This window comes from Streptomyces sulfonofaciens (assembly GCF_014656295.1).
Classification (GTDB): Bacteria; Actinomycetota; Actinomycetes; order Streptomycetales; family Streptomycetaceae; genus Streptomyces; species Streptomyces sulfonofaciens.
In genome coordinates, this window is sequence record NZ_BNCD01000020.1 from 22488 (window position 1) to 45963 (window position 23476).

Here is a 23476-nt window from a genome sequence, read left to right on the forward strand (position 1 = left end):
TCACTTTTCTTTCTCACGGGACCCGTAGTCGAGCCGGGCGGGTTCTTCTTGTTTATTCGGAGCGCAGACAATGCTTCCTGGAACTCTCCTCGATGATCGTTACCGGGTATTACGAGGTCTCGGCCATGGCGCCGAGGGCGAGATCTTCGTGGCCCGGGACGAGCACCTGGGGCAGGACGTGGCAGTCAAATCACAGTTCAGCCGCACTTTCGAGGCCACGACCGCCTATCGTTCAGCCGCCATTTTCCTTGAGTACGAACTCGAACGACTCCGTTTCATGGAACACGTGCCCGGTATTCCGCGGGTCTTGGGCGACGGCCATTACGGGCGGAGCAGGCGCCGGTACATCGTGATGGAACTGGTCGACGGCGTCACGGTCACATCGTGGATCAAGGATCACCAACCTGTCCCGGCGGCCGCGGCCGTGTCCTTGGTCGCACAACTCTGTGAAATTCTCGGCGGCGTGCACGAGAAGTACGTGCACCGGGATGTCTCCCCGAACAACACCATGGTGCAGCTTGACGGCCGGGTCCGTCTTCTGGATTTGGGCATCTCCGTCGAGACCGGCAGCACCAACAGCGATCCTCGTGGCACTCCCGGTTACGCCGCCCCCGAGTTGTACGACCGGGCGGCGGTGCTCACCCCCCGGGCCGACGTCTTCTCCCTGGGTGCACTGCTGTTCTCGATGACCGTCTCGCAGGTGCCTTACGACGGTCTGGAAGAGGCACCCGACGCCACGACCCCGGCCTTTCCTGACGGGTTCCGCGCGCAGTTGCCCTCCGCGCTCAGGAGTCTCGCGCTCGCCATGGTCTCCGTCGATCCGGACGAGCGGCCGGACGGCGTGGCCGAGGTCCTGCGCCTTCTGCGGCCGATGCTGCCGTCCCCCGACTCGCCCAGGTCCCCGAAAACCACGGCCCCCGATCCGACCGCCCCTTACCGTCTGCGGCTGCCGGTACCGTGATCCGGCGGCGGCAGACCTCGGGTGCGCCGTCAGGGCAGGCATCTCAACCGCCCGACGGCCGCGTCGACGTCGCGCTCGCCCAGTCCCTCCAGCAGGACGTGAGCCCGTTCCATCGCCTCCCCGGCCTCCTGGTCACGACCGGCGTCGCGGAGCGCCTCGGCGAGGTGCACCAGTGTCCTGGCCTCCCTGCTCCCATAGGCCAACGACCTGTACAGGCGGCGGGCCCGCTCGAAGTCCGAGGCGGCAGCATCGTGCTCTCCGCGCGCCACTCGGATCCGGCCGAGGCTGAACAGCGCGTGCGCGCGGCCGTTGAGATCGTCGGTGCCCTCCAGAAGGACCAGAGACCGCAGGCAGTGTTCCAGGCCCTCGTCGTACCGGCCCAGGTCGTAGTGCCCGCTTCCTATCCCGTTCAGCGCCGCCCCCTGGCCGAGGGGGTCGCCGAGTCGCTCGAAGGCGGACAGTGCGGCGGTGAACTGCATCAGGGCCTCATCCGATGCACCGCTTTCGCGCAACAGGACACCGAGGATGTGCCGGGCCAGGGCAGCACCCTGGATGTCCGCGTTCTTCTCGCTCACCCGCACCGCGCTGCGCAGTTCCCTCATGGCCTGCGTCAGGTTCCCAAGGCCCCGGTGGGTGCCGGCGAGCATCCGGTGGACCATGGCCACGTCCGCCGGTGCGGCCTCCCGCTCCGCGGCCGCGAGGGCGCAGGTCAGGTGATCGAGGGCGTCAAGATGACGGCCGGAGCGCCACTGGAAGGTCACCAGAGTCATCGGCAGCAGCCACGTGTAGCGGTCGAGGCCGTGTTCCCCAGCACATCTGACGGCCGCCGTCAGGGTGGAGTACTCGGTCTCGAACCAGGACATCGCATCCGCGGCACTGGCAGGAGAGGCGACCTCGACCCCCTCCGGTTCGCCGATCGGCAACCGGCGGCCAGGATCCAGCCCGCGGTCGTTGGCCCAGGCATTGTGCAGCAGGAAGGACAGTGCACGTTCCATCACGCTGGCCCGCTCGCTCTCGTCCTGTCGGGCCGCTGTTTCACCTGCGTAGACACGGACCAGGTCGTGCAAGGAGTAGCGTTCGAAGACGGGCTCGGTCACCAGGCTCATCCGCATCAGGTCGTCGATCGCGTCGATGACCCCCATGGCGTCATCCGGTTCGAGTGCCCGCAGCGCGGCCCAGCTGACGGTCGGTCCGGGATGCACCGCCAGTTGCCACAGGAGCCGTGCCGCCGGAGCCCGCAACAGTCTGTGCGACGCCTCCAGCGACAGCCGGACGCTCAGGTTCTCCGAGCCCAGGTCGAGCGAACGGAGCCTGGTGCTGTCCTGACGCAGATCGCGCACCATACCCGCGAGAGCCCCGGGACGCTGCATGATTCGCGCGGCCATGATGCCCAAGGCCAGGGGCACGCCGGCACAGTGCTCGACCAGATCGCCCACGAACGGGAGGACCGCACCCATCCGGGCCTCTCCCAGGCGCCCGCGCAGCAGTGAGACGGCATCTTGCCGGTCCAGCGGAGCGAGGTCCACGATCTCGGCGCTCTCCCTGATCGCCAATCCGTACAGTTGGCGGCGGCTCGTGACGAGCGCCGCGCTCGCCCCGGCCGGAGGAAGGAGCGGACGGACATGGTCCTCGTCACGGGCGTTGTCCAGGATCAGCAGAACCGCGCGGTCCGCGAGTGCCGTGCGGTAGGCGGCAACCAACCCGTCCACGGTCGAAGCCACGGGGCGAACCCGAAGATCGTTCAGGAACGTGGCGAGGACGGGGCCGTGGTCCTCCGGCTTCCCGGGCGAGAACCCACCGAGGTCGGCGTAGAGGATGCCGTCCGGAAAGTTCCGCTCGACTCCGGCGGCCGCGCGCACGGCGAGGAACGTCTTTCCGACACCGGGCATCCCGGTGATCACGGCGATCCGGCTCCGTCCTGCCGTCCGGCCCAGGACGATCTCCGCGAGTTGGTCGAGCTGGGGCTGGCGGCCGACCAGGTCGACCGACTGCTGGGGGAGCTGCCGGGGTCTCGGACGCGCCGACGCCGGCGCCGGTGACGCGTCGGCCGTCGCGGGGCCGGCCATGTCCTCCTCACCGACCAGCAGCAGGTGAACGGTCGGCCGCCCGAACCGGCGCTGCCAGCGAGCCAGGAGCGCCTCGATCTGGTCCTGCCTGCCGAGCGTTCTCAGGGCACGGACCTTGAGGCCGAGCAGGGTCTCGCTCTCGGGCCAGCGGGCCAGGGCCGGATCGACCCGATCGAGAGCGGCACGTGCCTGACCGCACTCCAACTCGGCGAGGGTGCAGGCCGCCGTTGCGTCGTGCAGCTCGGCGACAAGCTCGGCCCGCTTCTGCTCGAATCCTTCTCCTGGCAACTCGTCCAAGGGCGTGCCCCGCCATTCGTCGAGCGCGGACCGCAGTGCCCTGAGGCGCACCGACCGGCTATCCGTCGCGTTCGCGGCCCGCTGTGATTCCCGGAAGCGGACGTAGTCGACGCTGTGCGGAGCAGCCCGGATCCGGCAGAACCCCCGTTCGTTCCTTTCGGCGATCCCGGGTACGGACTGTCGCAGTTGATGGAAACACTGTCGAATTCGATTGGCGTTCGGCTCCTCATTCGGCCACAGGTAGCGCGTAATGCCGGCATGCGAGACACGATGGCCGGGCGCCAGCAGCAGGACAGCCAGAAGCTCACACGCTTTCACGGACTTCATCCGGATCGGCACGCCTTCCTGCAGCGCGACCACCGGCCCCAGCAAGCGGAATTCCATGTGCATTACCCCCGATTTCCATGACGGTCTTCCCGCGGTCCCTGCACCGACCGGCAGAGGAAAGCATGTCACAGGACCTCGCCGGCCCATTAACGGTCGGCTAACGCTTTCCATTTGGCGGTTCCCCGGGAGATCTGCCACTCTGCGATCACCCCGCCGCAACCGCTCCGGCCCTTAGCCGGAACGCCCGGGGACGGCCTGGTAACGACGACGGAGCAAACCCCCGTCACGACCCACTGGCGCGGCCTCGAACGTCGGGAAATAGAACATACGAACAAGGAGGAAAATATGAAGTCCCCACAGCGCGGACTCGTGCAGCACGGCAGGCGCCGGCCTGCACCCAGGCGTCAGGTCAGGGCAACGGTGCCTCCCCGCCGCAAGAGGAGGCCACGACCGGCGTCCCCGCCGGCTCCCCAGCCGGCCTCGGCCGCACGGCGTGGCCGGGTGTGGAAGCCGGTCCGTCCCACGGCCCAGCGGATCTACGAGGCCGAGTTGTTCGCCGAACTCGAGTAGGGCCTGGGCGGCACGGCGGTAACCGCCGGGACGGACCGCGGCAGCGGACCGATGACGCTCATTAGGAAGCGGGCCGGGGCTCCCCCCGGCCCGCCTTCGGCGTTCGGGGCCGAACACGAACGGGACGGGTGGCGCGCGCTGCGCCCGGCAGTGCCTCCCCGTGAGCGCACTTCATCGACGAACCCTGTCAGCCGCCCGCCCCCACCGACGGAAAAAGATCGAGGAACGGCTCCGTCGTGGCGCCGAGGCCTCGGCCGAAGGGGGCGTCCAGGTCCCAGATGAGGAACAGGAGGAAGACGATCAGGGCGCTGAACATGCCCGCCAGGAGGAGTTCGCGGCCCGAGCGGCGGATCTGGAGGGTGAAGATCAGGCCCACGGTGACCAGGGCGCCGGTGATCAGGCCGAACCACACGATGCCGGGCATGGTCGGGCCGGCGTTCTGGCCGCGGGTGTTGCGGGCCGTGTCGGCCGTGGCGACGAGGTCGGCCATCGACTGGTACGTCTGGCTCTCGGCCTCGCTCCGCGGCTCGCGGTCCATCACGTCGTGCCGCACCCGGTCGAGCAGTTCCGTCGCGTGCGGGGAGAGTTCCTCGTGCTCCTCCATGTGCTTCCACTCGGTGCCGACGACGTAGGAGACGTACGCCCGGACGTCGGCCCTGACGTGGTCGCGCACCGCCGGCGGGTAGACCTGCGCGCGTTCGCTCACCTCGTGCAGGGCCTGCGCCTCGCTGAACGCGTTGTCCTGCGCGGCGTTCCTGGCCTCCCACACGCCCGCGATGGCGAGGCCGAGGACGATCGCGTAGATCACGCCGATCATCATCGTCATGTACTCGATGACGTCGGGGGTCTGCGAGGGGTCGTCGTCCGCGCTGACGCGGCGCTGGCGCAGCACGACGGCCGAGATGACCAGGGCGCAGGCCAACGCCATGGCGATGACGAGTACCAACCACTCCGACATGCACAACTCCCCTGGCAGGTTCTTGTCGACGGCTTCGGGTCCGGCCGCGCTCAGGACGCCCTGGCGCCGCGGGACGAACGGGAACGCGGGCGCAGCACGACGGCGGCGAGCACGGCGGGGACGGTGACCACCAGCACGGTGAGGGTCAACGGCGCCGCGGGGTGCCGTGCGGGCGCGGGTGCGCCGTCGCCGGGCGGGATCCGGTAGGTCCTGGTCGGCCGGGCGGACGGGCGGTGGTCCGCGGCCGGTGCCGATGAGGCGGGTGGGTTCGGCGGGCCGGGCGCGGCGGCCGGGCTCGACGGCGCGGAGGACCGCGGTGCCTGCGGGTGGGGCGTGGTGGGACGGGGTTCCGGCGCGGCCGCGCTCTCCGAGGGCGACGGCCCCGCCGGTGGGGGCGGTGGGGGAGGCGGAGGCGGTGGGGGTGAGGTGGGCGTGGCCGTCAGGGTCGGTGTCGGGGTGGATGGGGGCGGGGGCGGAGGCGGGGGCGGGTGCGGTCCCGGGCAGTGCGCGCCCCCGGACGGCCCGTGCAGCGAGGCTCCCAGATCCACGCCCACGGTGCCGGTGATCCCCCCGATACCGAGGTGGACGCAGATGCCCACATGGATGCCACCGTGCCCGCCTCCGTGGATGCCGACGTGGACGCGGCCGTGGGTACCGCCGTGCCCGTGTGCGCGGTCACTACTGGCCGCCGCCTGCTGCGCCGCTCCCCCAAGCGCCAGGAACAGGGCGAGGGTTGCCAGGACGACCGCCACATCTCGGGTGGCGCACAAGGCCGTTGGGCGCCTGTCGCGACGGACCCGGTGCCTGCCGAGCCACGGGGGAGAGTTGCTTCCGCTCACGTCGCGGATCGTCCCACAACATTTGTTATGGGATGACTTGTTTGAGTATTTTCGGTGCCGACGCCCCCACCAGCAGGCATAATGTGCCGCCCCTCACGAACTGCCCTTTCCCGCACTGCATGAATCCTCTGGTGCCACGTTGTCGGGGCCGGCGCACGGGACGGCCGGCGCACCTGGACGGCGGGTGAACGGGGCGGCGAACGGGGGCGGCGAGGGGGACGAACGGGGTGGCGAAGGGGACGCACGGGGGGGCGAAGGGGACGCACGGGGGGGCGAAGGGGACGCACGGGGGTGGCGAGGGAGACGAACAGGGCGGCGGGTGAACAGCTCGGACTCGGCCCGTCTGCGCGGGCGAGCGTCTTCCGTCCGCTCCCGTCCTCTCCCGTCCTCTCCCGTCCCCTCCCGTCCCCTCCCGTCCGCTTGCCGCCGCTCCCGTCCCTCCCGCCTGTTTGCCGCCGCTCCCGTCCCCTCCCGTCCGCTTGCCGCCGCTCCCGTCCCTCCCGCCTGTTTGCCGCCGCTCCCGTCCCCTCCCCTCCGCCTGCCGCCGCTCCCGTCTACTCCCCCCTACTCCCCTCCGCTTCCCTCCGCTCCCCTCCACCCAGGTTCGTGCCCTCGAACGTGCCGTACGCTCGCCTGCGCACGCGGAGTTTCCCGTCTGCTCGATCTTGGTAGTAGACGCGTGTGCGTGTGCTCGTGTCGGGTGTGCTTGAGGCCGTCGGGTTCTCATGGGGCTGAGGAGGGGTTGCATGGCACCGAGGGAGGCCGTCGGCCGGCTGGGCGAGGAGTTCTTCGCCTCCGAGAGCTCGTCCTTCACCGAGTTCCTGACCGCGCACCGCCCTGAGCTGTTGCGCACGCACCGACTCCTCCCCGACGGCGCCCGGACCGCACCCGGCCTTCCGCACGGCACCACCGTGCTCGCCCTGACCTACCGCGACGGCGTGCTGATCGCCGGCGACCGGCGGGCCACCATGGGAAACGTCATCGCGCAGAAGGACCTGGAGAAGGTGCACCCCGCCGACGACCACACGGCGGTCGCCTTCGCCGGCACCGTCGGTCTCGCGGTGGACATGATCAAGCTCTACCAGGTCGAGCTGACGCACTTCGAGAAGATCGAGGGCGCTCCCATGACCCTCAACGCGAAGGCGACCCGGCTGGCCAACATGGTCCGGCAGAACCTCGGCCAGGCCATGCAGGGCCTCGCCATGATCCCGCTGCTCGTGGGCTACGACCCCGCCGCGCCCGACGGACGGCACGGCCGCATATTCGGTTACGACGTCACCGGCGGCCCCTACGAGAAGACGGGTTTCCACGCCGAGGGCTCCGGCTCCCCCTATGCCCGCGGCGCGCTGAAGAAGCTGTACCGCCCCGGCATGTCCCGTCGCGAGGCGGCCCTGGCCGCGCTCCATGCGCTCTACGACGCGGCGGACGACGACTCCGCCACCGGCGGCCCCGACGTCTCCCGCCGGATCTACCCCATCGTCTCCGTCATCACGGAGGACGGCTACGAGCGCATCCCCGAGTCCGAGACGGAGCAGCTCGCCCGGCAACTCGTCGAGGAGCGCCGGGCCCGGCCGGAGGGACCGACCGCCGAGCTGTGAGGGCCTGGGTGGCGGCGTCGACGGCGAGACCTCATGCCTTGCGGCCCTCGCCCTCGGGTCATCGGGACCTCATGCCTGCGGCCCGGCCCCCTGGGTCATCGCGCGGATCTCACGGGCGAAGCCGGCGACGGTGAAGTCGGCGGGGACGTTGTCGATGAGGACCATGTCGCTGATGGAGTTGTCGGTGCGCAGGGAACGGATCCGCGCGTACTCGGGCGAGTTGTACCAGTTCTCCGCGTCGGCGTGGCTGGGGAACTCGATGAGGACCGCAGAGCCCGGCCAGGCGCCCTCCAGGACGTCGACCGCGCCCTGGGCGAGCCAGCGGCCGCCGTGCGCCCGCACGGTGTCCTCGACCTGTTCCAGGTAGGACAGCCCTTCCTCGTTGGGCACGCCGCCCGGGATACGCAGGTGGTTGATCAGGTAGGTGCTCACGGGCGTTCCTTCGCTTTCTGGGCGCTCTGGGTCTCGCGGTTTTCGTGGCTTTCGCAGATTTCGTGGCTCTCGCGGCTCTCGTAGCTTTCGCGGCTCTCGCAGTCCTCGTAGCTCTCGTGGCCCTCGCAGTCCTCGTAGCTCTCGCAGTCCTCGTGGCTCTCGCAGTCCTCAGTCCTCGTGGCTCGCTCAGCTCTCGGCTCTTCCCGTGCTCCCGAAACGGTCCGGGCCCCCGCTCCGCCCCTCCTCATCCGCTGCGGAGCCGGGCCGCGATGGCCGGCGAGTGGAACGCCGTCGACCTGCCGGTGGCCCAGCCCTCCAGGTCCGGGCGGCGCAGGCGGGCGCCGCCGGCCGTCCAGATGCCCAGCACGAGCAGCACACCCAGCACGGTCAGCACCAGGGTGATCGCCACGGAGAGCTGGAAGCCGTCCGCGAAGGTCGACCCCTCCGTCAGCGCCAGGTGCACCAGCACGGGGCCGATCAGGAACGCCGCCTCCGATCGCAGCAGCTCGACCAGTGCGAAGGTCGGGCCGAGCTGGGTGGAGGACACCGAGAAACCGGCCAGGAACAGGCCCGGGGTGACACCGGCACCTGCGCCGTAGCCCAGGAAGACCATGGCGATCGGGATGAGGACGTCCGCGTTCGACCGGGACACGCCCAGCAGCATGGCCGCGCCCACCACGATGCCGAGGATGCCGGAGAGCGCGAGGACCGGGGTCCACTGCGTCGTCAGCCGGCCCTTGAAAAGCACCGAGGCCACGATCACTCCGATGATCATGGGGGTGAGCAGCAGCCCGGTCTTCACGGGGGTGAAGAGGGACATCCGCAGCAGATAGGTCTCGCTCAGCTCCAGCAGCGTGGTGAAGGAAGCACCGACCACCATGGCGGTGATGGTGCCGCTGACCGGCAGGGTGTTGGCGATCGGGCGCACCGGCATCAGCGCGCCCCTCGTGTGGTACTGGGCCACGACCAGGATGACGCCGATGGCCAGTCCCGCGAACACCGGCACGAGGAACTCGGTGTCCGTCCAGTTGCCGCGGGTCAGCCAGGCGACGCCGAAGAACGGCAGGAAGGAAGCGCCGAAGGCGAGCGGGATCGCCAGCCAGTCGAAGCGCGCGCCCGGCGCGAGCGGTACGTTGCCCTCGAACGTCAGCGCGCCGATGCTCAGTCCGACCGCCGCGAGCACCCCGACGGAGGTGTACAGCCACCGCCAGCCGTCGTAGCTGCCGACGAGACCGCCCACCAGCGGCCCGGCGGTGACCATACCGAAGAACCCCACGCTGACGACGGCGGCGGTGACCGGCAGGCGGTCGATGCCGTGCCGCAGGATCAGCGGCGGCAGCGAGGCCACCAGCAGCATGCCGGTGAAGCCGCCCTGGAGGATCACCCCGGCCGTGAACTGCTCGACGCCCTGGGCGCTCAGCACCAGCACCGTGCCCAGGATGAACCCGGCCTCCGCCATGAGGTACACGGCCCGCCGCGAAATCCGCTGGATGAGGTCGGCCGTGGCCACCGCCCCGAACGCATAGCCGGCGTTCGACATGCCCATGGCCAACTGGAGCTCGAACCGGGTGGCGCCGAGGGCCTCCATCAGTACCGGCATGGCCAGTGAGGTGACGGTGGTGAGGATCAGGTACGGGCTCAGGGCGAGGAGCACCATGGTGACCGCGGCATAGTAGTTCGAGGCCAGCGGGACACGGGTGAGGACGCTCGGCACGGGGAGGCGGAACTGCATGGTTGCCCTTGCGGTCGGGGACAGGCGGCGCCCGGTCACGCACTCGGCGCCGACCGGGTGGCTTCCTCGTCATGACGCGGCCGTGGCCTGACGGGCCATCAGTTCAGCGTAGCCGCGGCAACCGATCCGATACCGTTTGACACGCCTCGTTCCACTATGTCGCTTTCGGCAACGACCCGACACGCCCCCACTCCCGCCTCGGCACTGGTGGCGGCGGTGGCGGTTCGGGGGCGTGCCGATGGCGGTTCGGGCGCGAGGGCCGGTGGCGGTGCCGGTGCCGACACACCCGCCGCACATCAACCCGCACCGCACATCGGCCCGTACCGCGCGCCCATGCGCGGTACGGGCCCGGTCGGGGGAAGGGGAGCCGCGGCCCCTGCCCTCAGCCCATCGCCCCCGAGACCTCGGAAGCCCACTGCCACGGCGCGGCCGTGCCGCCCGGCAAGGAGTTGAAGTACTCCCAGCCGGCCACACCGCCGAAGTCGTACTTGGCGGAGAGGGTGGACAGGGTCGACTTGAGGGTGTTGATGTCGACGTAGCCGCTGCCGCAGTTGGCCGGATTGGTGAGGGTGCCTGCGACGACCTTGTTCGACGGGATGGTGCCGCGGGAGACGATCGCGTCGTAGCCGCCGGTCGACGACAGGGAGCCCCAGCCGCAGTAGAACTGGGTGTTGAACCAGTTGATGGAGTCGCCGCGGTCGCGGTAGAGCTGGTCGTAGTCGAAGCCGGAGAGGTTGCCGCCGCCGCTGAGGGCAGTGGCGACGGGGGCGAGCGTGACGATGAAGTCGCTGCCGAAGTCGGCGTGGAGCTGGTCGATCAGGTGCTCGATGGCGCCCAGGGACATGTTCTCCTCGACGTCCAGGTCGAGACCGTCGAGGTGGTAGGTCGTCACCACGTTCTTCAGACGCGGGTAGTACGTGCCGAAGTCCGACTCCAGGCGCTGGAAGCTGCCCTGGGCCGCGCCGCCGACGAAGCCGAGCGCGTGCACGCCCGTGGCCTGCATCGCGGCGATGTCCTGCCACATCCGCGTGAACGAGCTGTCGTCCGGGGTGTGGTCGTTGAGGGTGACATCGTTGTCGTTGATATGGAAGGCACCGACCAGGAGGTCGGTGACGCCGGTGCCGTGATCGGTGAGCGCCTTGGGCGAGACGTACGTGCCGTTGCTGTACTGCGTCTGGTAGTAGACGACCACGCGCTTGCCCGCCGCGGCCGCGGCGGCCGTCGCGGGCGAGCCCCCGGCCAGCGCGGCAGCGGTGGCCAGCAGCGCGGCCACGCAGACGGCCAGCGCTCTTCTCAGGACGGCCCCGGGGGCCGTGCGGCGGGCTGTGCCGGTCTCGTTCATGGCTGTTCTCCTCGTCGGTGGGGGGTGCGTCCGCCGTGACGCCTCGGGAGGGAACCCCGGGGCCCGGTTGGTGCCGTGGTGCCGTGGTGCGCGGACCGTGCGGGCCGGCTCGGCTCGTCGAGCTTCGGTTGCCGGGACTATGGCCGAGGGGGACGGTGGTGTCAATGGGGCCCGGGCGGGGGGCCGTGCGCCTGTCCCCAGACGGCTGCGGACCTGACGACCGGGGCCGCGTCACTCCAGTCCCGACACCTTGAACACGCTCGCGGCCGTCTCGCGGTCGATCCGTTCCGACAGACGGAGCAGCGCGGCGTCCCCGCCGGTCAGACAGCCGCGGGCCCGGGAGGCCCGGGCGTCCTGGCGGAGCCGGTGCCACAGGTGGGGGTTGGCCGCCAGCACCCGGGCGTCGAGCTCCACCCGGCAGCCGAGCGCGTCCCGCAGGACGACCCGCTGGGAGACGCCGCCCAGGCAGTGCACCGACACCAGCCGGTCGGTGCGGACCCGCCGTACGCCCAGCAACCCGCGCGAGGCCAGCCAGCCGGGACCCGCGGTGATCCGGGGCGGGAAGAGCACCAGGAACACCAGCACCGCCAGTCCCGTCCACAGCACCGCCCGCCACTCGGTGAGGTCGCCGTAGCCCCAGTCGACCAGCAGCAGGAGCCCGAGCAGGAGGGCCGGGCAGACGATCGCGCCCCCCAGACCACCCGCCCAGAGGCGGTCGTCCACCGCCTCGACGGGTTGCGGCACGCACACGGCGCCGTCGCGCCGCGCCTCGCGGCACGCGTCACACCCCGCCTCGCGGCACGCATCACACCCCGCCCCGCGACGCACGTCGTCCTCTGCGTCGCGGCTCGCGTCGGGGCATGTGTCGTCAGGACGTCCCATGAATCCGACCGTAGACAGCGGACGGCGCGGGTCGACGGACCTTGACGCGCGCCCTATGCGTGTCATGTGGGTTCTTGACGGAGACGGAGACGGGGATGCGGACGGGTCGGAGACGCGGACGGGAACGAGGGCGGGAACGAGGGCGGGAACGAGGGCGGCCACAGACGGGGACGACCACAGAGGAGGGGACGGGGCGCAGACGGGACGGAGACGCGGACACGGACACGGACAGAAGCAGGAACGGGAACGAGGAGCTTCGAACGGGAGCAGGAACGGGAACGGGGGCGGGAACTCGAACGGGAGCAGGAACGGAACGGGAGCTCGAACGGTAAGCGGGCCAGGGCCGACGGTCGGCTCGGGGCCCGTGCGGGACGTGCCGCGCGCCCGCGCGCCGGGGTCGTCGCACGCCCTGGCCCGCGCCCGTACGGGCCCCGCCCGCAGAGAGGTTCGTCTCACCGGAGGCGACACGCCGGGAGAACGGATCATCGGTTGCATACGCTGACCGAGCCGTCCGAGTGATGGCTGAAAATGTATGCACTGCCCCATCCCGTCAGGAGCGCATCGATGGTCCGCACCGACGCCGCACCCACGAGTCGGCTGCGCGCATGGATGCTGGAGGGCGCGTCCGACATGGCCGGGCCCCCGCAGGGACCGCACGCCCCGCCCGAGCCTCTGCACAAGGGCCAGCCCTGGTGGCGGGTGATGTGCCTGACCGGTGTCGACTACTTCTCCACCCTCGGCTACCAGCCGGGCATCGCGGCGCTCGCGGCCGGCCTGCTCTCGCCGATCGCCACGGTCGTGCTGGTGATCGTGACGCTGGCCGGCGCGCTGCCGGTGTACCGGCGGGTGGCCGAGGAGAGCCCGCACGGCCAGGGGTCGATCGCGATGCTTGAGCGGCTGCTGTCGTTCTGGCAGGGCAAGCTGTTCGTGCTGACGCTGCTGGGCTTCGCCGCGACCGACTTCCTCATCACCATCACGCTGTCCGCCGCGGACGCCGGCACCCACCTGGTGGAGAACCCCCATCTGGCCGGTGTGCTGCACGGCAAGCAAATGCTGATCACACTGCTGCTGATCGCACTGCTCGGCGCGGTGTTCCTCAAGGGCTTCCTGGAGGCGGTCGGCATCGCGGTCGTCCTGGTGGGCGCCTACCTGCTGCTGAACGTGGTGGTCGTGGTGGCCGGGCTGTGGCACGTGGCCACCGCCCAGGGCGTGGTGGCCGACTGGTCGGCGGCGCTCACCGCCGAGCACGGCAGCCCCCTCGCCATGATCGGGGTGGCGCTCGTGGTCTTCCCCAAGCTCGCGCTCGGGCTGTCCGGCTTCGAGACGGGTGTGGCGGTGATGCCGCACGTCGAGGGCCGGCCGGGCGACACCGAGGAGAACCCCGCGGGGCGCGTCCAGGGTGCGAAGAAGCTGCTGACCACGGCCGCCGTGATCATGAGCTGCTTCCTGATCTGCACCAGCTTCCTCACCAGCGTGCTCATCCCGGAGGACGCGTTCCAGCCGGGCGGCCAGGCCAACGGCCGCGCGCTCGCGTTCCTCGCGCACCGCTACCTCGGGAACGGCTTCGGCACCGTCTACGACATCTCCACCATCGCCATCCTCTGGTTCGCGGGCGCCTCGGCGATGGCCGGCCTGCTCAACCTGATGCCGCGTTACCTGCCGCGGTACGGGATGGCGCCGCACTGGGCGCGGGCCGTGCGGCCCATGGTGCTGGTCTTCATCCTCATCGCCTTCCTGGTCACCTGGATCTTCGACGCCAGCGTCGACGCCCAGGGCGGCGCCTACGCCACCGGCGTCCTGGTGCTGATCAGCTCCGCGGCCATCGCGGTGACCATCGCCGCCAGCAGGGCCGGCCAGCGCCGGTGGACGATCGGGTTCGCCGTCATCTCGGCCGTCTTCCTCTACACCACGGTGGTGAACGTCATCGAGCGCCCCGACGGGGTGAAGATCGGCGCCTGCTTCATCACCGGGATCATCCTGGTCTCGCTCCTCTCCCGCCTGGCCCGCTCCTTCGAACTGCGGGTCACCCACGTCGAGCTCGACGACCTGGCCGCCCGCTTCGTCCGCGACGTGTCGCACCGCCGGATGCGCTTCATCGCCAACGAGCCGGACCGCCGCGACAAGGCCGAGTACCGCGACAAGCTCGAACAGATCCGCGAGGACAACGACATCCCGCCGCAGGAGGACTTCATCTTCGTGGAGGTCTCGATCGCCGACCCGTCGGAGTTCGAGGCCGACCTGAGCGTGCACGGCGAGGTCCTGCACGAGCGTTACCGCGTGCTGACCCTGCAGAGCGCGTCCGTGCCCAACGCACTCGCGGCGCTGCTGCTGCACGCGCGCGACGCTACCGGCGTGCTGCCGCACATCTACTTCGAGTGGACCGAGGGCAGCCCCTTCGCCAACTTCCTCCGCTTCTTCCTCTTCGGCCAGGGCGAGGTCGCGCCGGTCACCCGGGAGGTGCTGCGCGAGGCGGAACCGGACCGGTCGCGACGGCCGCGGGTGCACGTGGGGTAGGCGGGCCGGGGGGCCGCGAAGCCCGGGTCCACGGGCTTCGCGGGGCCCACGGGTCCAGGGGTCCACGGGTCCAGGGGTCCACGAGCCCAGGGGTCCAGGGGCCCGAAAGGTGCCGTACCGGGACGAACCGTACGCTGGGTGGTGCCGGGCGACGGGACGGTGAGGGCGTATGGCCGAAACGTACGAGCGGGTGCGGTGGGTGCGGCCGAACTCGCGGTACCAGTGGGAGAAGGACCGGGCGCGGTGGCCCGAGGAGCGTCGGGCGCGCAGCGGGGCGACGGAGCACGACACCGGCCTGGCCTCGGCCGACCTCGTCTTCCACGCCCGCTACCGGCAGGTGCCGGCGGACCCGGACCTCGCCGCGGCGTTCGGGGTCGCGGCGGGCACGGTACTGGTGGAGCGCACCTACCGCACCCGGCCCGGTGCCAGGGGCGCACCGCTCGGCCTGGTCACGTCCCGGCTGGTGCGCGAGATGGTCGCGGCCAACCCCGATCTGCTCACCTCGGCCGGCGAGCCCTGGCCGGGCGGCACCCCCCACCAGCTCGCCACGGTGGGCATCGAGCTGGACCGCGTGGAGGACCGCGTCACCGCCCGCCCACCGACCGCCGAGGAGGCGCACGAGCTCGCCCTCCCGCCCGGCGCCTCGGTACTGCTGCTGCGCAAGACGTCCTTCGACACGGCGGGCCGGGTGGTGGAGGTCGCGGACGTCACGCTGCCCGGCGACCGCACGGAACTGGTCTTCACGACACCGCTGCTCAGGTGGTGACGGCGCCGCCCGGCCCGCGCCGCTCAGAGCCCCGCAACGGACTGCCGTACACGTCCGGCCCGCCCCGGGCACCGCCCGGACCACCCCGGACACCGACCGAGGCCCGCCCCGGACACCTTCGCCCCGCCCAGGACACCGACCGAGGCCCGCCCCGGACACCATCCGGACCACCCCGGACACCTTCGCCCCACCCCGGACACCGACCGGACCACCCCGGACGTCGACCGGGTCCCCGCCGGACACCGACCGGGTCCCCCCGGATGCCTGCGCCGAGCACCCCGCGGCCTGCTCGCGACCCGCGGAGCACCCCGCGGCCTGCTCGCGACCCGCGACCCGAACCGGCATGCGCCCTTCCGCCCACCCGGGTCTAAGGTCGGATCCTGAAGGTCCAGGGGGAGGGGGCAACCGGGATGGCACAGGACGAGGCCGTGATCGGCTGTACCGGAGTACTGGTCATCGGCACGCGCGGCTCCGCCGGTCCCGGCGAGGTGCTGGTGCGGGTGCGCGGCGGCTCCGAGACCTTCCTCGCCTGGTCCGATGAGCCCCTGTCACGAGGGGCCACCGTGCTCGTGATCGACTCCCGCGGCACCCGCCAGGTGGACGTCGTCGCGTGGACGGATCCATTGGACGCCACCGCTTCGTACGCCGGTGGCGTGGGCTGAGGAGATGAAGGATGTTCGGTTACCGCGTTCCCGCCCCTGACCAGGCGATGCTGATCTCCGGAGGCAAGCGTGGGCTGGGTGGCGCACCGTTCCGTGTGGTGACCGGCCACGGGAAGTTCGTCCTGCCCGTCTTCCGCAAGACGCGGTTCCTGACCCTGGCCATGTGCGAGGCCGAGGTCGAGGAGAAGTGCGTCACCCGGCAGGGCATCACGCTGACGGTGCGCGCCGTGATCGCCTTCAAGGTCGGCAACGACCACGAGAGCATCGTCAACGCCGGCCAGCGGTTCCTCTCCGACCAGGAACAGATGGCGATCCTGACCGGCCGGATCTTCGCCGGCCACCTGCGGGCCATCATCGGCTCCATGACGGTCGAGGAGATCGTCACGGAACGCCAGAAACTGGCCACGGAGGTCCTGGAGACGTCGAAGACGGAGATGGCGAAGATCGGCCTGATCGTCGACTCGCTCCAGATCCAGTCCATCGACGACGGCGACACCGGCTACATCGAGGCGATGTCGGCCCCGCACAAGGCGGCCATCCGCCGTCAGGCCCAGATCGCACAGGCCCAGGCCGGCCAGGCCGCGGCCGAGGCCGAGCAGGAGGCCACGCGGCGCCAGGCCGAGTACGCCCGCCAGACCGCCATCGTCCAGGCGGAGTACAACGCCGAGGTGGACCGCGCGCAGGCCGAGGCCGCCCAGGCCGGGCCGCTCGCCCAGGCGCACGCCCAGCGGGAGGTGCTGGCCGCGCAGACCGAGTTGGCCGAGCGCAGGGCCGAACTGCGCAGGAAGGAACTGGTCGCCGAGGTGGTCAGGCCCGCGGAGGCGGAGGCCGAGCGGATCAGGCTGCTGGCGACGGCCGAGGCGGAGCGGATGAGGATCCAGGCGGAGGCCGCGGCCTCCCACGACCGCGTGGCCCTGGACCGGATGCTGATCGACCAGCTTCCGCAGATCGTCAAGGAGGCTTCCGGCGGGCTGGCCGGGGCCAACGTCAACGTCCTCAACGGCACGGACGGCCTCGGCCAGATCGCGGCCGGGCTGGTCGGCCAGGGGCTGACGATCCTGGATTCGGTCAAGCAGAACCTGACCGGGGGCGCCACCGGCACCGCCGGGGGCGCCGGTACCGCCGGCGGTGCCCGGCGCGGGACGGACAGCGGCCCGATCGGCATCGAGTAGCCCCGGCACCGGGCCGTGCCGGGGCACCGGACCACCGCAAGGACCGGCGCCGTGCCGACCGCGTCCCACGGTCGGCACGGCACTGCCCGTCGCACACGGCACTGCCCGTCGGCCACGGCACTGCCCGTCGGCCCACGGCACTGCCCTCACGCACGGCCGTGCGGCGGAAGTCGGACGGGGCCCGGGCCGCGGTCCCGACGTCAGTAACCGCCCCCGCCGCTGCCGGTGTTGGTCCCGGTGGGGCTCGGACTGGTGGTGGACATCCTGGTGATCCGCTTGGCCGCCGGGTCGAGCGCCCACCACTTCGCACCGAACTGGTTGAGGCCCTGCCCCATGGTGTCCCCGGCCTTCTTGTCGCCGGCGAAGTAGTAGACGGGGTGGCCGTTGACGGTCACCTGGGTCTTGCCGTCCGAACGGCGGCTGGTGCCGAGCTTCACCGAGGGCGCGACCCCGTTGCCGGCCTTCGGCTGGCCCTGCGTGAGCACCGGCGGCCAGGCGGCCGCGCACGCGCCGGTGCAGGTCGACTTGGACGTGGTGTCGGCCGCGAAGACGTAGGCCGTGCGGCCCTTGGCTCCCACCATGATCCTCCCGAGGCCGCTGTTGCGTACCGAGAGTGTGGCGACGCCCTGTTTGGCGGCAGCAGCGGCGGCCGCGGCCGAGGCGCTCGCGGCGGCCTCCCCGCGGGCCCCGGCCTTCGCCGGGCTCTGCTCGGCCCGGGACACTGTCGAGGACGACTGGTCGTTGCTTGCGGAACATCCGGTGGTGACGGCGGCGGCAAGGGTGACGGCGGCGAGCAGCGCGGCACCGGCCGCCCGGTCGGCCGCCCAGGTCGTGCGGTTCATACGGACCCCTCGTGGTTGGCAAGGCGTCGTCGGTGACGCTGTTTCCACTACGGAACAGCCGGGCCGCCCCGGCAATCTGGGTGGCCCATTGGGGCTACCCGGTGCGTGGCGTCCACGGGACGGTGAACGGAGCCGTGGCGGGGTGGCGACGGGGCGGTGAAGGGGGCGTGGCGGGGCGGCGACGGGGCGGTGAAGGGGGCGTGGCGGGGCGGCGACGGGGCGGTGAAGGGGCGCGGTCACGGGAGGCGTGAGACGGTCATCATGCGGCGGTCGTGAGGGGCCTGAGGCGGTCATGGACGGCGGACGCGGGCGGTCGCCATGGGCGGCGGTCATGGACGGCGGTGCTGGCGCGGAGCACGGCGGTCCGCGTGTACCGGCGCCGCGCCGGTACACGCGCCAGGGCGAGGAATTCCTCTCGCGCGAAAGGCGTTCAGCATCAGTGCGCCGGGCACGGCCCGCCGGGCACGGCGCGCGGAACCACCGTCCGCAGTCGGCGCCCCGCGGGCGCCGCCCACTCCCTCACAGGAGGTTGCCGAACCGTGCCGGCCCAGCTCTCGGACACACTGAAGAAGTACATCGACGACGAGAAGGTCTTCGCGACCGTAGCCACGGTCCAGCCCGACGGCCAACCGCACCTCACGGTCGTCTGGCTGACGCGCGAGGGCGACGACCTGCTCTTCTCCACCACCGCGGAGCGCCAGCAGGGCAGGAACGCCGCCCGTGACCCCCGGGTCACCGTGCTGATCAGCCCGCCCGACGACCCGTACAGGTACGCGGAGGTCCGCGGCACGGCGACCGTCACCCCCGACCCCGAGAAGCGGCTGCCCGACGAGCTCTCACGCAAGTTCACGGGCCAGGACTACGCGGCCTTCAACCCGTCCTCGGTGGACGAGACCGACCGCGTGATCGTCCGCGTCACTCCCGAGAGGGTGACGGGCCGGCTGTGACGGCGGGCCGGCGGTCCGGAGCGGGCGGTGCGGCGCCGGGCCGGTACGGGCCGACGGTACGCGCCGCCGGCCCCGAACCGGTCCGCACCGAACTGACCCCGCACCGGCCCGGCACCGACCCGGCACCGTTCGCGCCGGAGGCGGGCTGACGGCCCGCGGACCGCACCGCGGCCGTCTCACGGCCCGCCGCCGCCGACCGCACCCGTGGCGGGCTCACGGCACCCACTTGCGGCGGTTGGCCTCCCGCACCCGGGCCCGCAGCACCTCACCCGGCTCCGCGGCGCCCACCTCCGCGGGAGGACAGTCCCAGCTCCGGCCGCCACCGGGCGGCCGCAACCGCACGTGCCCGCCCTCGAACCCCATCACCTCCCCCACCCTGCCGTCCCGCCCGTCGCGCACATAGGAGCCGACCGCCGGACGACGCTCCCCGGCTCTGGCCGCGGTCATCGCCGGGCCTCGCCCAGCGCGGCGACCAGGCGCAGGGCCGTGTCCATGTTGCAGCGGCCCAACTCGACCAGCGGGTAGGGCTCTTCGCTCGCCGCGGTCAGCGGGTCGATACGCAGGGACGGCAGCACCACCCCGAGTGCCGCCAGCGCGCCGCGCAGCCGGGTCACCACGTCCTCCACGGCCTGGACCCCCTCCACCGACTTGGCCACCATGATCTCCCAACCTCCACGCTGAGTGTTTGTGTTCTCCACACAGAGTGGCGGACGAAGGGCCGCCGTGACCACTGTCGGTGAACAACACCACCCTCAGTGGGAAGAGTTCGCGAGGCGCGCGTGCCGGGTCCGCAAGACCTTTCCCCGCCGCCCCCGCCGCCCCGCCGCGCGCCCCGCCGGTCACCGCCTTCCGGTACCGGTAGCGCGCCCCCGCGTTCCACCGCGGAGGACGTGCAGCAGGAGCCCCGGGCAGGAGGGTTGCCGTGGATGAGGATCATCCTTCTTTCTCCACGGCCACACCACGCACACCACTCGGCAAACCTGGCAACAAGGGTCCCAGAAAGCCCAGCAGTCAATCCGCGTCAGCCCGCGTCACCCGGGTGCTGTTTCCCCTCACTGCACTTCACCCGAAGTCAAGGGAGTCGGTGAACGCCCCCGCAAGGAGAGCGGCGGGCGGAGGCGTCGACACTCCGGCAGGCCGGTCCTGCCGGTCCTGCCGGTCCTGCCGCTGATCACAATTGATTCCGCAGCAGATTCCACCAGTCGATTCCACAGTCGATTCCGCAGTCGACCGCAGCCGATTCCCCAGCCGATTCCCCAAGAGGTTGGCGTCATGGCACTCGCCGGCCGGTATCCCCGCCTTCACCTGTCACGCCTGCCGGTAGGGAAAAGCCCGAGGGCGGCACCCCCGGAAAGGGGGTGCCGCCCTCGGAACGTGGACGGAACGTCCGAACCGCGGTGGCGGCTCAGAAGTCCATGTCACCGCCCGGCATACCGCCCGGAGCGCCCGCACCGGCGGCGGCCTTCTCCGGCTTGTCGGCGACGACGGCCTCGGTGGTGAGGAAGAGGCCGGCGATCGACGCGGCGTTCTGCAGCGCCGAGCGGGTCACCTTCGCCGGGTCGATGATGCCCTCGGCGACCAGGTCGACGTACTCACCGGTGGCGGCGTTGAGGCCGTGGCCGGGGGTGAGGTTGCGGACCTTCTCCACCACGACGCCGCCCTCAAGGCCGGCGTTCACGGCGATCTGCTTGAGCGGGGCCTCCAGGGCCAGCTTCACGGCCTGGGCACCGGTGGCCTCGTCGCCGTCCAGCTCGAGCTTCTCGAAGACCGACGCGGCCTGCAGCAGGGCGACGCCACCACCGGCGACGATGCCCTCCTCGACGGCGGCCTTGGCGTTGCGGACGGCGTCCTCGATGCGGTGCTTGCGCTCCTTGAGCTCGACCTCCGTGGCGGCACCGGCCTTGATGACGGCCACGCCGCCGGCCAGCTTCGCCAGACGCTCCTGGAGCTTCTCGCGGTCGTAGTCCGAGTCGGAGTTCTCGATCTCGGCGCGGATCTGGTTGACCCGGCCCTGGACCTGGTCCTGCGAGCCGTTGCCGCCGACGATGGTCGTCTCGTCCTTGGTGATGACGACCTTGTGGGCGGTGCCGAGCAGGTCGAGGGTGGCGTTCTCCAGCTTGAGGCCGACCTCCTCGGAGATGACCTCGCCACCGGTGAGGATGGCGATGTCGCCGAGCATGGCCTTGCGGCGGTCACCGAAGCCGGGGGCCTTGACCGCGACGGACTTGAAGGTGCCGCGGATCTTGTTGACGACCAGGGTCGACAGGGCCTCGCCCTCGACGTCCTCGGCGATGATCAGCAGCGGCTTGCCGGACTGCATGACCTTCTCCAGCAGCGGGAGCAGGTCCTTCACGTTGCTGATCTTGGAGTTGACGATGAGGATGTACGGGTCGTCGAGGGACGCCTCCATACGCTCCATGTCGGTGGCGAAGTACGCCGAGATGTAGCCCTTGTCGAAGCGCATGCCCTCGGTGAGCTCCAGCTCGAGCCCGAAGGTCTGCGACTCCTCGACGGTGATGACGCCTTCCTTGCCGACCTTGTCCATGGCCTCGGCGATCAGCTCGCCGATCTGGACGTCAGCGGCGGAGATGGAGGCGGTGGAGGCGATCTGCTCCTTGGTCTCCACGTCCTTCGCCTGCTCCAGCAGGGCGGCGGAGACGGCCTCGACGGCCTTCTCGATGCCGCGCTTCAGCGCCATCGGGTTGGCACCGGCGGCAACGTTCCGCAGGCCCTCCCGGACGAGCGCCTGGGCGAGGACGGTCGCCGTCGTCGTACCGTCACCGGCGACGTCGTCCGTCTTCTTGGCGACCTCCTTGACGAGCTCGGCGCCGATCTTCTCGTACGAGTCCTCGAGCTCGATCTCCTTGGCGATGGACACACCATCGTTGGTGATCGTGGGCGCGCCCCACTTCTTCTCCAGCACGACGTTGCGACCCTTGGGGCCGAGGGTCACCTTGACGGCGTCGGCGAGCTGGTTCATGCCGCGCTCAAGGCCGCGCCGTGCCTCCTCGTTGAACGCGATGATCTTGGCCATGTGAAGTGGTCCTCCCGGACAACAGAGGTCTCCCCCTGCCCTGTGAGAGCCTGGGGGCGGATTGCTCCGGACCGCGCTGGCGCCCGCGACGGACGGCCTGCCTGCCCCTGTGGTTCCTTGCCCCACGGCGCCTGCGGACCTCACCGACCCGGTCCATCTTTTGTCACTCTCACCTTCAGAGTGCTAACGCCAATGATTAGCACTCTCCCCACCCGAGTGCAAGGTTCGCCCGTCATGACCGCCCGGTCGAGGGGCCCGCCCGCGGCCGGTGCACGGGCGGCCGGAGGCGGCGCCGCGGACGCGTGCGGGCGGGGCGGACGCAGGTGGGCGGCGGGAGAGGGGCGGGAAGCGGACGGACGAGGGGGGAACGCGGACCGGATGCGGACCGGATGCGGACGGGCGCCGCGCATCGCCGGGAGGGTGCGCCGAACGGGGGGCGACGCGCGGCGTGCGGCGACGCGCGGCGTGCGGCGACGCGCGGCACGGACGCGGGCGCACCCCGCAGCCCGCACCACGGGCACAGCCCGCCCCCGGCACACCCCCGGGCCCCGACACAGCCCGCAACTCCGCGACCCGGGCACAGCCCGCACCCCGGGCCCCGGGCACAGCCCGCGCTCCGGGGGCGCGGCGCGTGACGAAGTGGCCGCACCCCCGGGCGCGGCGAAGGGCCCGCACCCCGGGTGGGGGTGCGGGCCCTTCAGAAAGACGTCGCTGTATTCAGTCGGCGCTTCAGCCGGCCACACGGACCATGTCCGCCTGCGGCCCCTTCTGACCCTGCGAGATCTCGAACTCGACCCGCTGGCCTTCTTCCAGGGTGCGGTAGCCGTCCATCTGGATCGCACTGTAGTGGACGAAAACATCCGCACCACCGTCGACCGCGATGAAGCCGTACCCCTTCTCCGCGTTGAACCACTTGACGGTGCCCTGAGCCATGCCTAACTCCCCTATTACTGGCCCTTGCACAGGACCGCACTTCGCGGACCCGGGTCAGACCTCACGCCCCAACGGTTGGGGGTGTGCGCCGGAACGCGTCGACCGCGGCTGAATGTATCTGTCCAACTGCCGTCTGCAACAGGTCAATCGGACGAGAAATCCGGGCAGCACACTTCGGAAATAATAGGAGAATTCCCAAATATTCAGGGCAATTCGGGCCGGGCAAAAGCCGTGAAGGGCTAAAAAGAGCCAGGCACTTTGGCTATTTCTCGACGGCAAACGGCTGCACTTCATCCATGCCCGAGAAAGAGAGAGCGGGGCTGTTCCCCAACTCTACCGCCTTCAATCCAACTGAATTGACCCCTCCGCTTCTTTCGAAGCGGGGCGTGCGGAGTGGGAGGGGGGGCGCGAGGGGCGCCCGGAGGGAGCCGGGGCGAAGAGCGGGGTGGGAGCGGGGTGGGAGTGAGGCGAGGGGGTGAAGCGTGGGGTGGGGCGAGAAGGGCTCAGGGAGGCTTGCAATGGTTTGTGAAGGATGCCCGGAAGAGTCCCACGAGGATCTCGGGGAGCCGCCGGGCCGGCACAGGGGACTCGGGTCGCACGGC

At 71.0% G+C, this 23476-nt stretch carries 18 protein-coding genes; 7 read left to right on the forward strand and 11 right to left on the reverse strand.

Annotation, left to right across the window (positions count from 1 at the left end; all coding sequences use genetic code 11):
- Positions 1-70 precede the first annotated feature (70 nt).
- Positions 71-961 (forward strand): serine/threonine-protein kinase, encoded by an 891-nt coding sequence (locus tag IE313_RS26865; protein ID WP_189936669.1) that lies wholly within the window; start codon positions 71-73, stop codon positions 959-961.
- 29 nt (positions 962-990) lie between these two features.
- Here the strand turns inward: IE313_RS26865 and IE313_RS26870 are convergent, their stop codons facing one another.
- The gene (locus IE313_RS26870; RefSeq protein ID WP_229924987.1) at positions 991-3696 is read right to left on the reverse strand and encodes an AfsR/SARP family transcriptional regulator; all 2706 of its coding nucleotides are present in this window, start codon (positions 3694-3696) and stop codon (positions 991-993) included.
- Between the two features lie 712 nt (positions 3697-4408).
- A complete protein-coding gene (locus IE313_RS26875; protein WP_189936671.1) occupies positions 4409-5179 on the reverse strand; it encodes a bestrophin-like domain in 771 nt (256 codons plus the stop codon).
- A 1585-nt stretch (positions 5180-6764) separates the two neighbouring features.
- On the opposite strand from IE313_RS26875, the gene prcB reads away from it, so the two are divergent.
- A complete protein-coding gene (gene prcB / locus IE313_RS26880) occupies positions 6765-7616 on the forward strand; it encodes a proteasome subunit beta (RefSeq protein WP_189936673.1) in 852 nt (283 codons plus the stop codon).
- Between the two features lie 69 nt (positions 7617-7685).
- On the opposite strand, the gene IE313_RS26885 is transcribed toward prcB, so the two are convergent.
- From IE313_RS26885 to IE313_RS26900, 4 genes are all read right to left on the reverse strand, one after another.
- Entirely contained in the window at positions 7686-8048 is a 363-nt protein-coding gene (locus IE313_RS26885) for a DUF1330 domain-containing protein (RefSeq protein ID WP_189936675.1), read from the reverse strand.
- Positions 8049-8292: 244 nt separating this feature from the next.
- The gene (locus IE313_RS26890; protein WP_189936677.1) at positions 8293-9780 is read right to left on the reverse strand and encodes an MFS transporter; all 1488 of its coding nucleotides are present in this window, start codon (positions 9778-9780) and stop codon (positions 8293-8295) included.
- Positions 9781-10162: 382 nt separating this feature from the next.
- Positions 10163-11122: a glycoside hydrolase family 18 protein gene (locus IE313_RS26895; protein WP_189936679.1), complete on the reverse strand. Its 960-nt coding sequence runs from the start codon at positions 11120-11122 to the stop codon at positions 10163-10165.
- Positions 11123-11353: 231 nt separating this feature from the next.
- On the reverse strand, positions 11354-11866 hold the full coding sequence (locus tag IE313_RS26900; RefSeq protein ID WP_229924988.1) for a hypothetical protein: 513 nt from the start codon (positions 11864-11866) through the stop codon (positions 11354-11356).
- 702 nt (positions 11867-12568) lie between these two features.
- Here IE313_RS26900 and IE313_RS26905 point away from each other — a divergent pair.
- The 4 genes from IE313_RS26905 to IE313_RS26920 all read left to right on the forward strand — a co-directional run bounded on the left by IE313_RS26905 (position 12569) and on the right by IE313_RS26920 (position 17118).
- Positions 12569-14518 carry an APC family permease gene (locus IE313_RS26905; RefSeq protein WP_189936681.1) on the forward strand — a complete coding sequence of 650 codons (1950 nt, stop codon included), beginning with the start codon at positions 12569-12571 and terminating at the stop codon, positions 14516-14518.
- 169 nt (positions 14519-14687) lie between these two features.
- On the forward strand, positions 14688-15284 hold the full coding sequence (locus IE313_RS26910; protein ID WP_189936683.1) for a UTRA domain-containing protein: 597 nt from the start codon (positions 14688-14690) through the stop codon (positions 15282-15284).
- Positions 15285-15694: 410 nt separating this feature from the next.
- Positions 15695-15946, forward strand: coding sequence for an NfeD C-terminal domain-containing protein (locus IE313_RS26915; RefSeq protein ID WP_189936684.1), 252 nt, complete (start codon positions 15695-15697; stop codon positions 15944-15946).
- Between the two features lie 11 nt (positions 15947-15957).
- Positions 15958-17118 carry an SPFH domain-containing protein gene (locus tag IE313_RS26920; protein WP_189936686.1) on the forward strand — a complete coding sequence of 387 codons (1161 nt, stop codon included), beginning with the start codon at positions 15958-15960 and terminating at the stop codon, positions 17116-17118.
- A 200-nt stretch (positions 17119-17318) separates the two neighbouring features.
- Here IE313_RS26920 and IE313_RS26925 read toward each other — a convergent pair whose 3' ends face one another.
- Positions 17319-17960 (reverse strand): COG4315 family predicted lipoprotein, encoded by a 642-nt coding sequence (locus tag IE313_RS26925; protein ID WP_189936689.1) that lies wholly within the window; start codon positions 17958-17960, stop codon positions 17319-17321.
- A 539-nt stretch (positions 17961-18499) separates the two neighbouring features.
- On the opposite strand from IE313_RS26925, the gene IE313_RS26930 reads away from it, so the two are divergent.
- Entirely contained in the window at positions 18500-18907 is a 408-nt protein-coding gene (locus tag IE313_RS26930) for a PPOX class F420-dependent oxidoreductase (RefSeq protein ID WP_189936691.1), read from the forward strand.
- A gap of 213 nt (positions 18908-19120) precedes the next feature.
- Here the strand turns inward: IE313_RS26930 and IE313_RS26935 are convergent, their stop codons facing one another.
- From IE313_RS26935 to IE313_RS26950, 4 genes are all read right to left on the reverse strand, one after another.
- Positions 19121-19354 (reverse strand): hypothetical protein, encoded by a 234-nt coding sequence (locus IE313_RS26935; RefSeq protein ID WP_189936693.1) that lies wholly within the window; start codon positions 19352-19354, stop codon positions 19121-19123.
- Positions 19351-19566, reverse strand: a complete 216-nt coding sequence (locus tag IE313_RS26940; RefSeq protein ID WP_189936695.1) for a hypothetical protein — start codon at positions 19564-19566, stop codon at positions 19351-19353. Before IE313_RS26940 ends, IE313_RS26935 begins: the two co-directional genes overlap by 4 nt.
- 746 nt (positions 19567-20312) lie before the next feature.
- Positions 20313-21941 (reverse strand): chaperonin GroEL, encoded by a 1629-nt coding sequence (gene groL / locus IE313_RS26945; RefSeq protein WP_189936697.1) that lies wholly within the window; start codon positions 21939-21941, stop codon positions 20313-20315.
- 729 nt (positions 21942-22670) lie between these two features.
- On the reverse strand, positions 22671-22874 hold the full coding sequence (locus IE313_RS26950) for a cold-shock protein (RefSeq protein ID WP_003986833.1): 204 nt from the start codon (positions 22872-22874) through the stop codon (positions 22671-22673).
- Between the last annotated feature and the right edge of the window lie 602 nt (positions 22875-23476).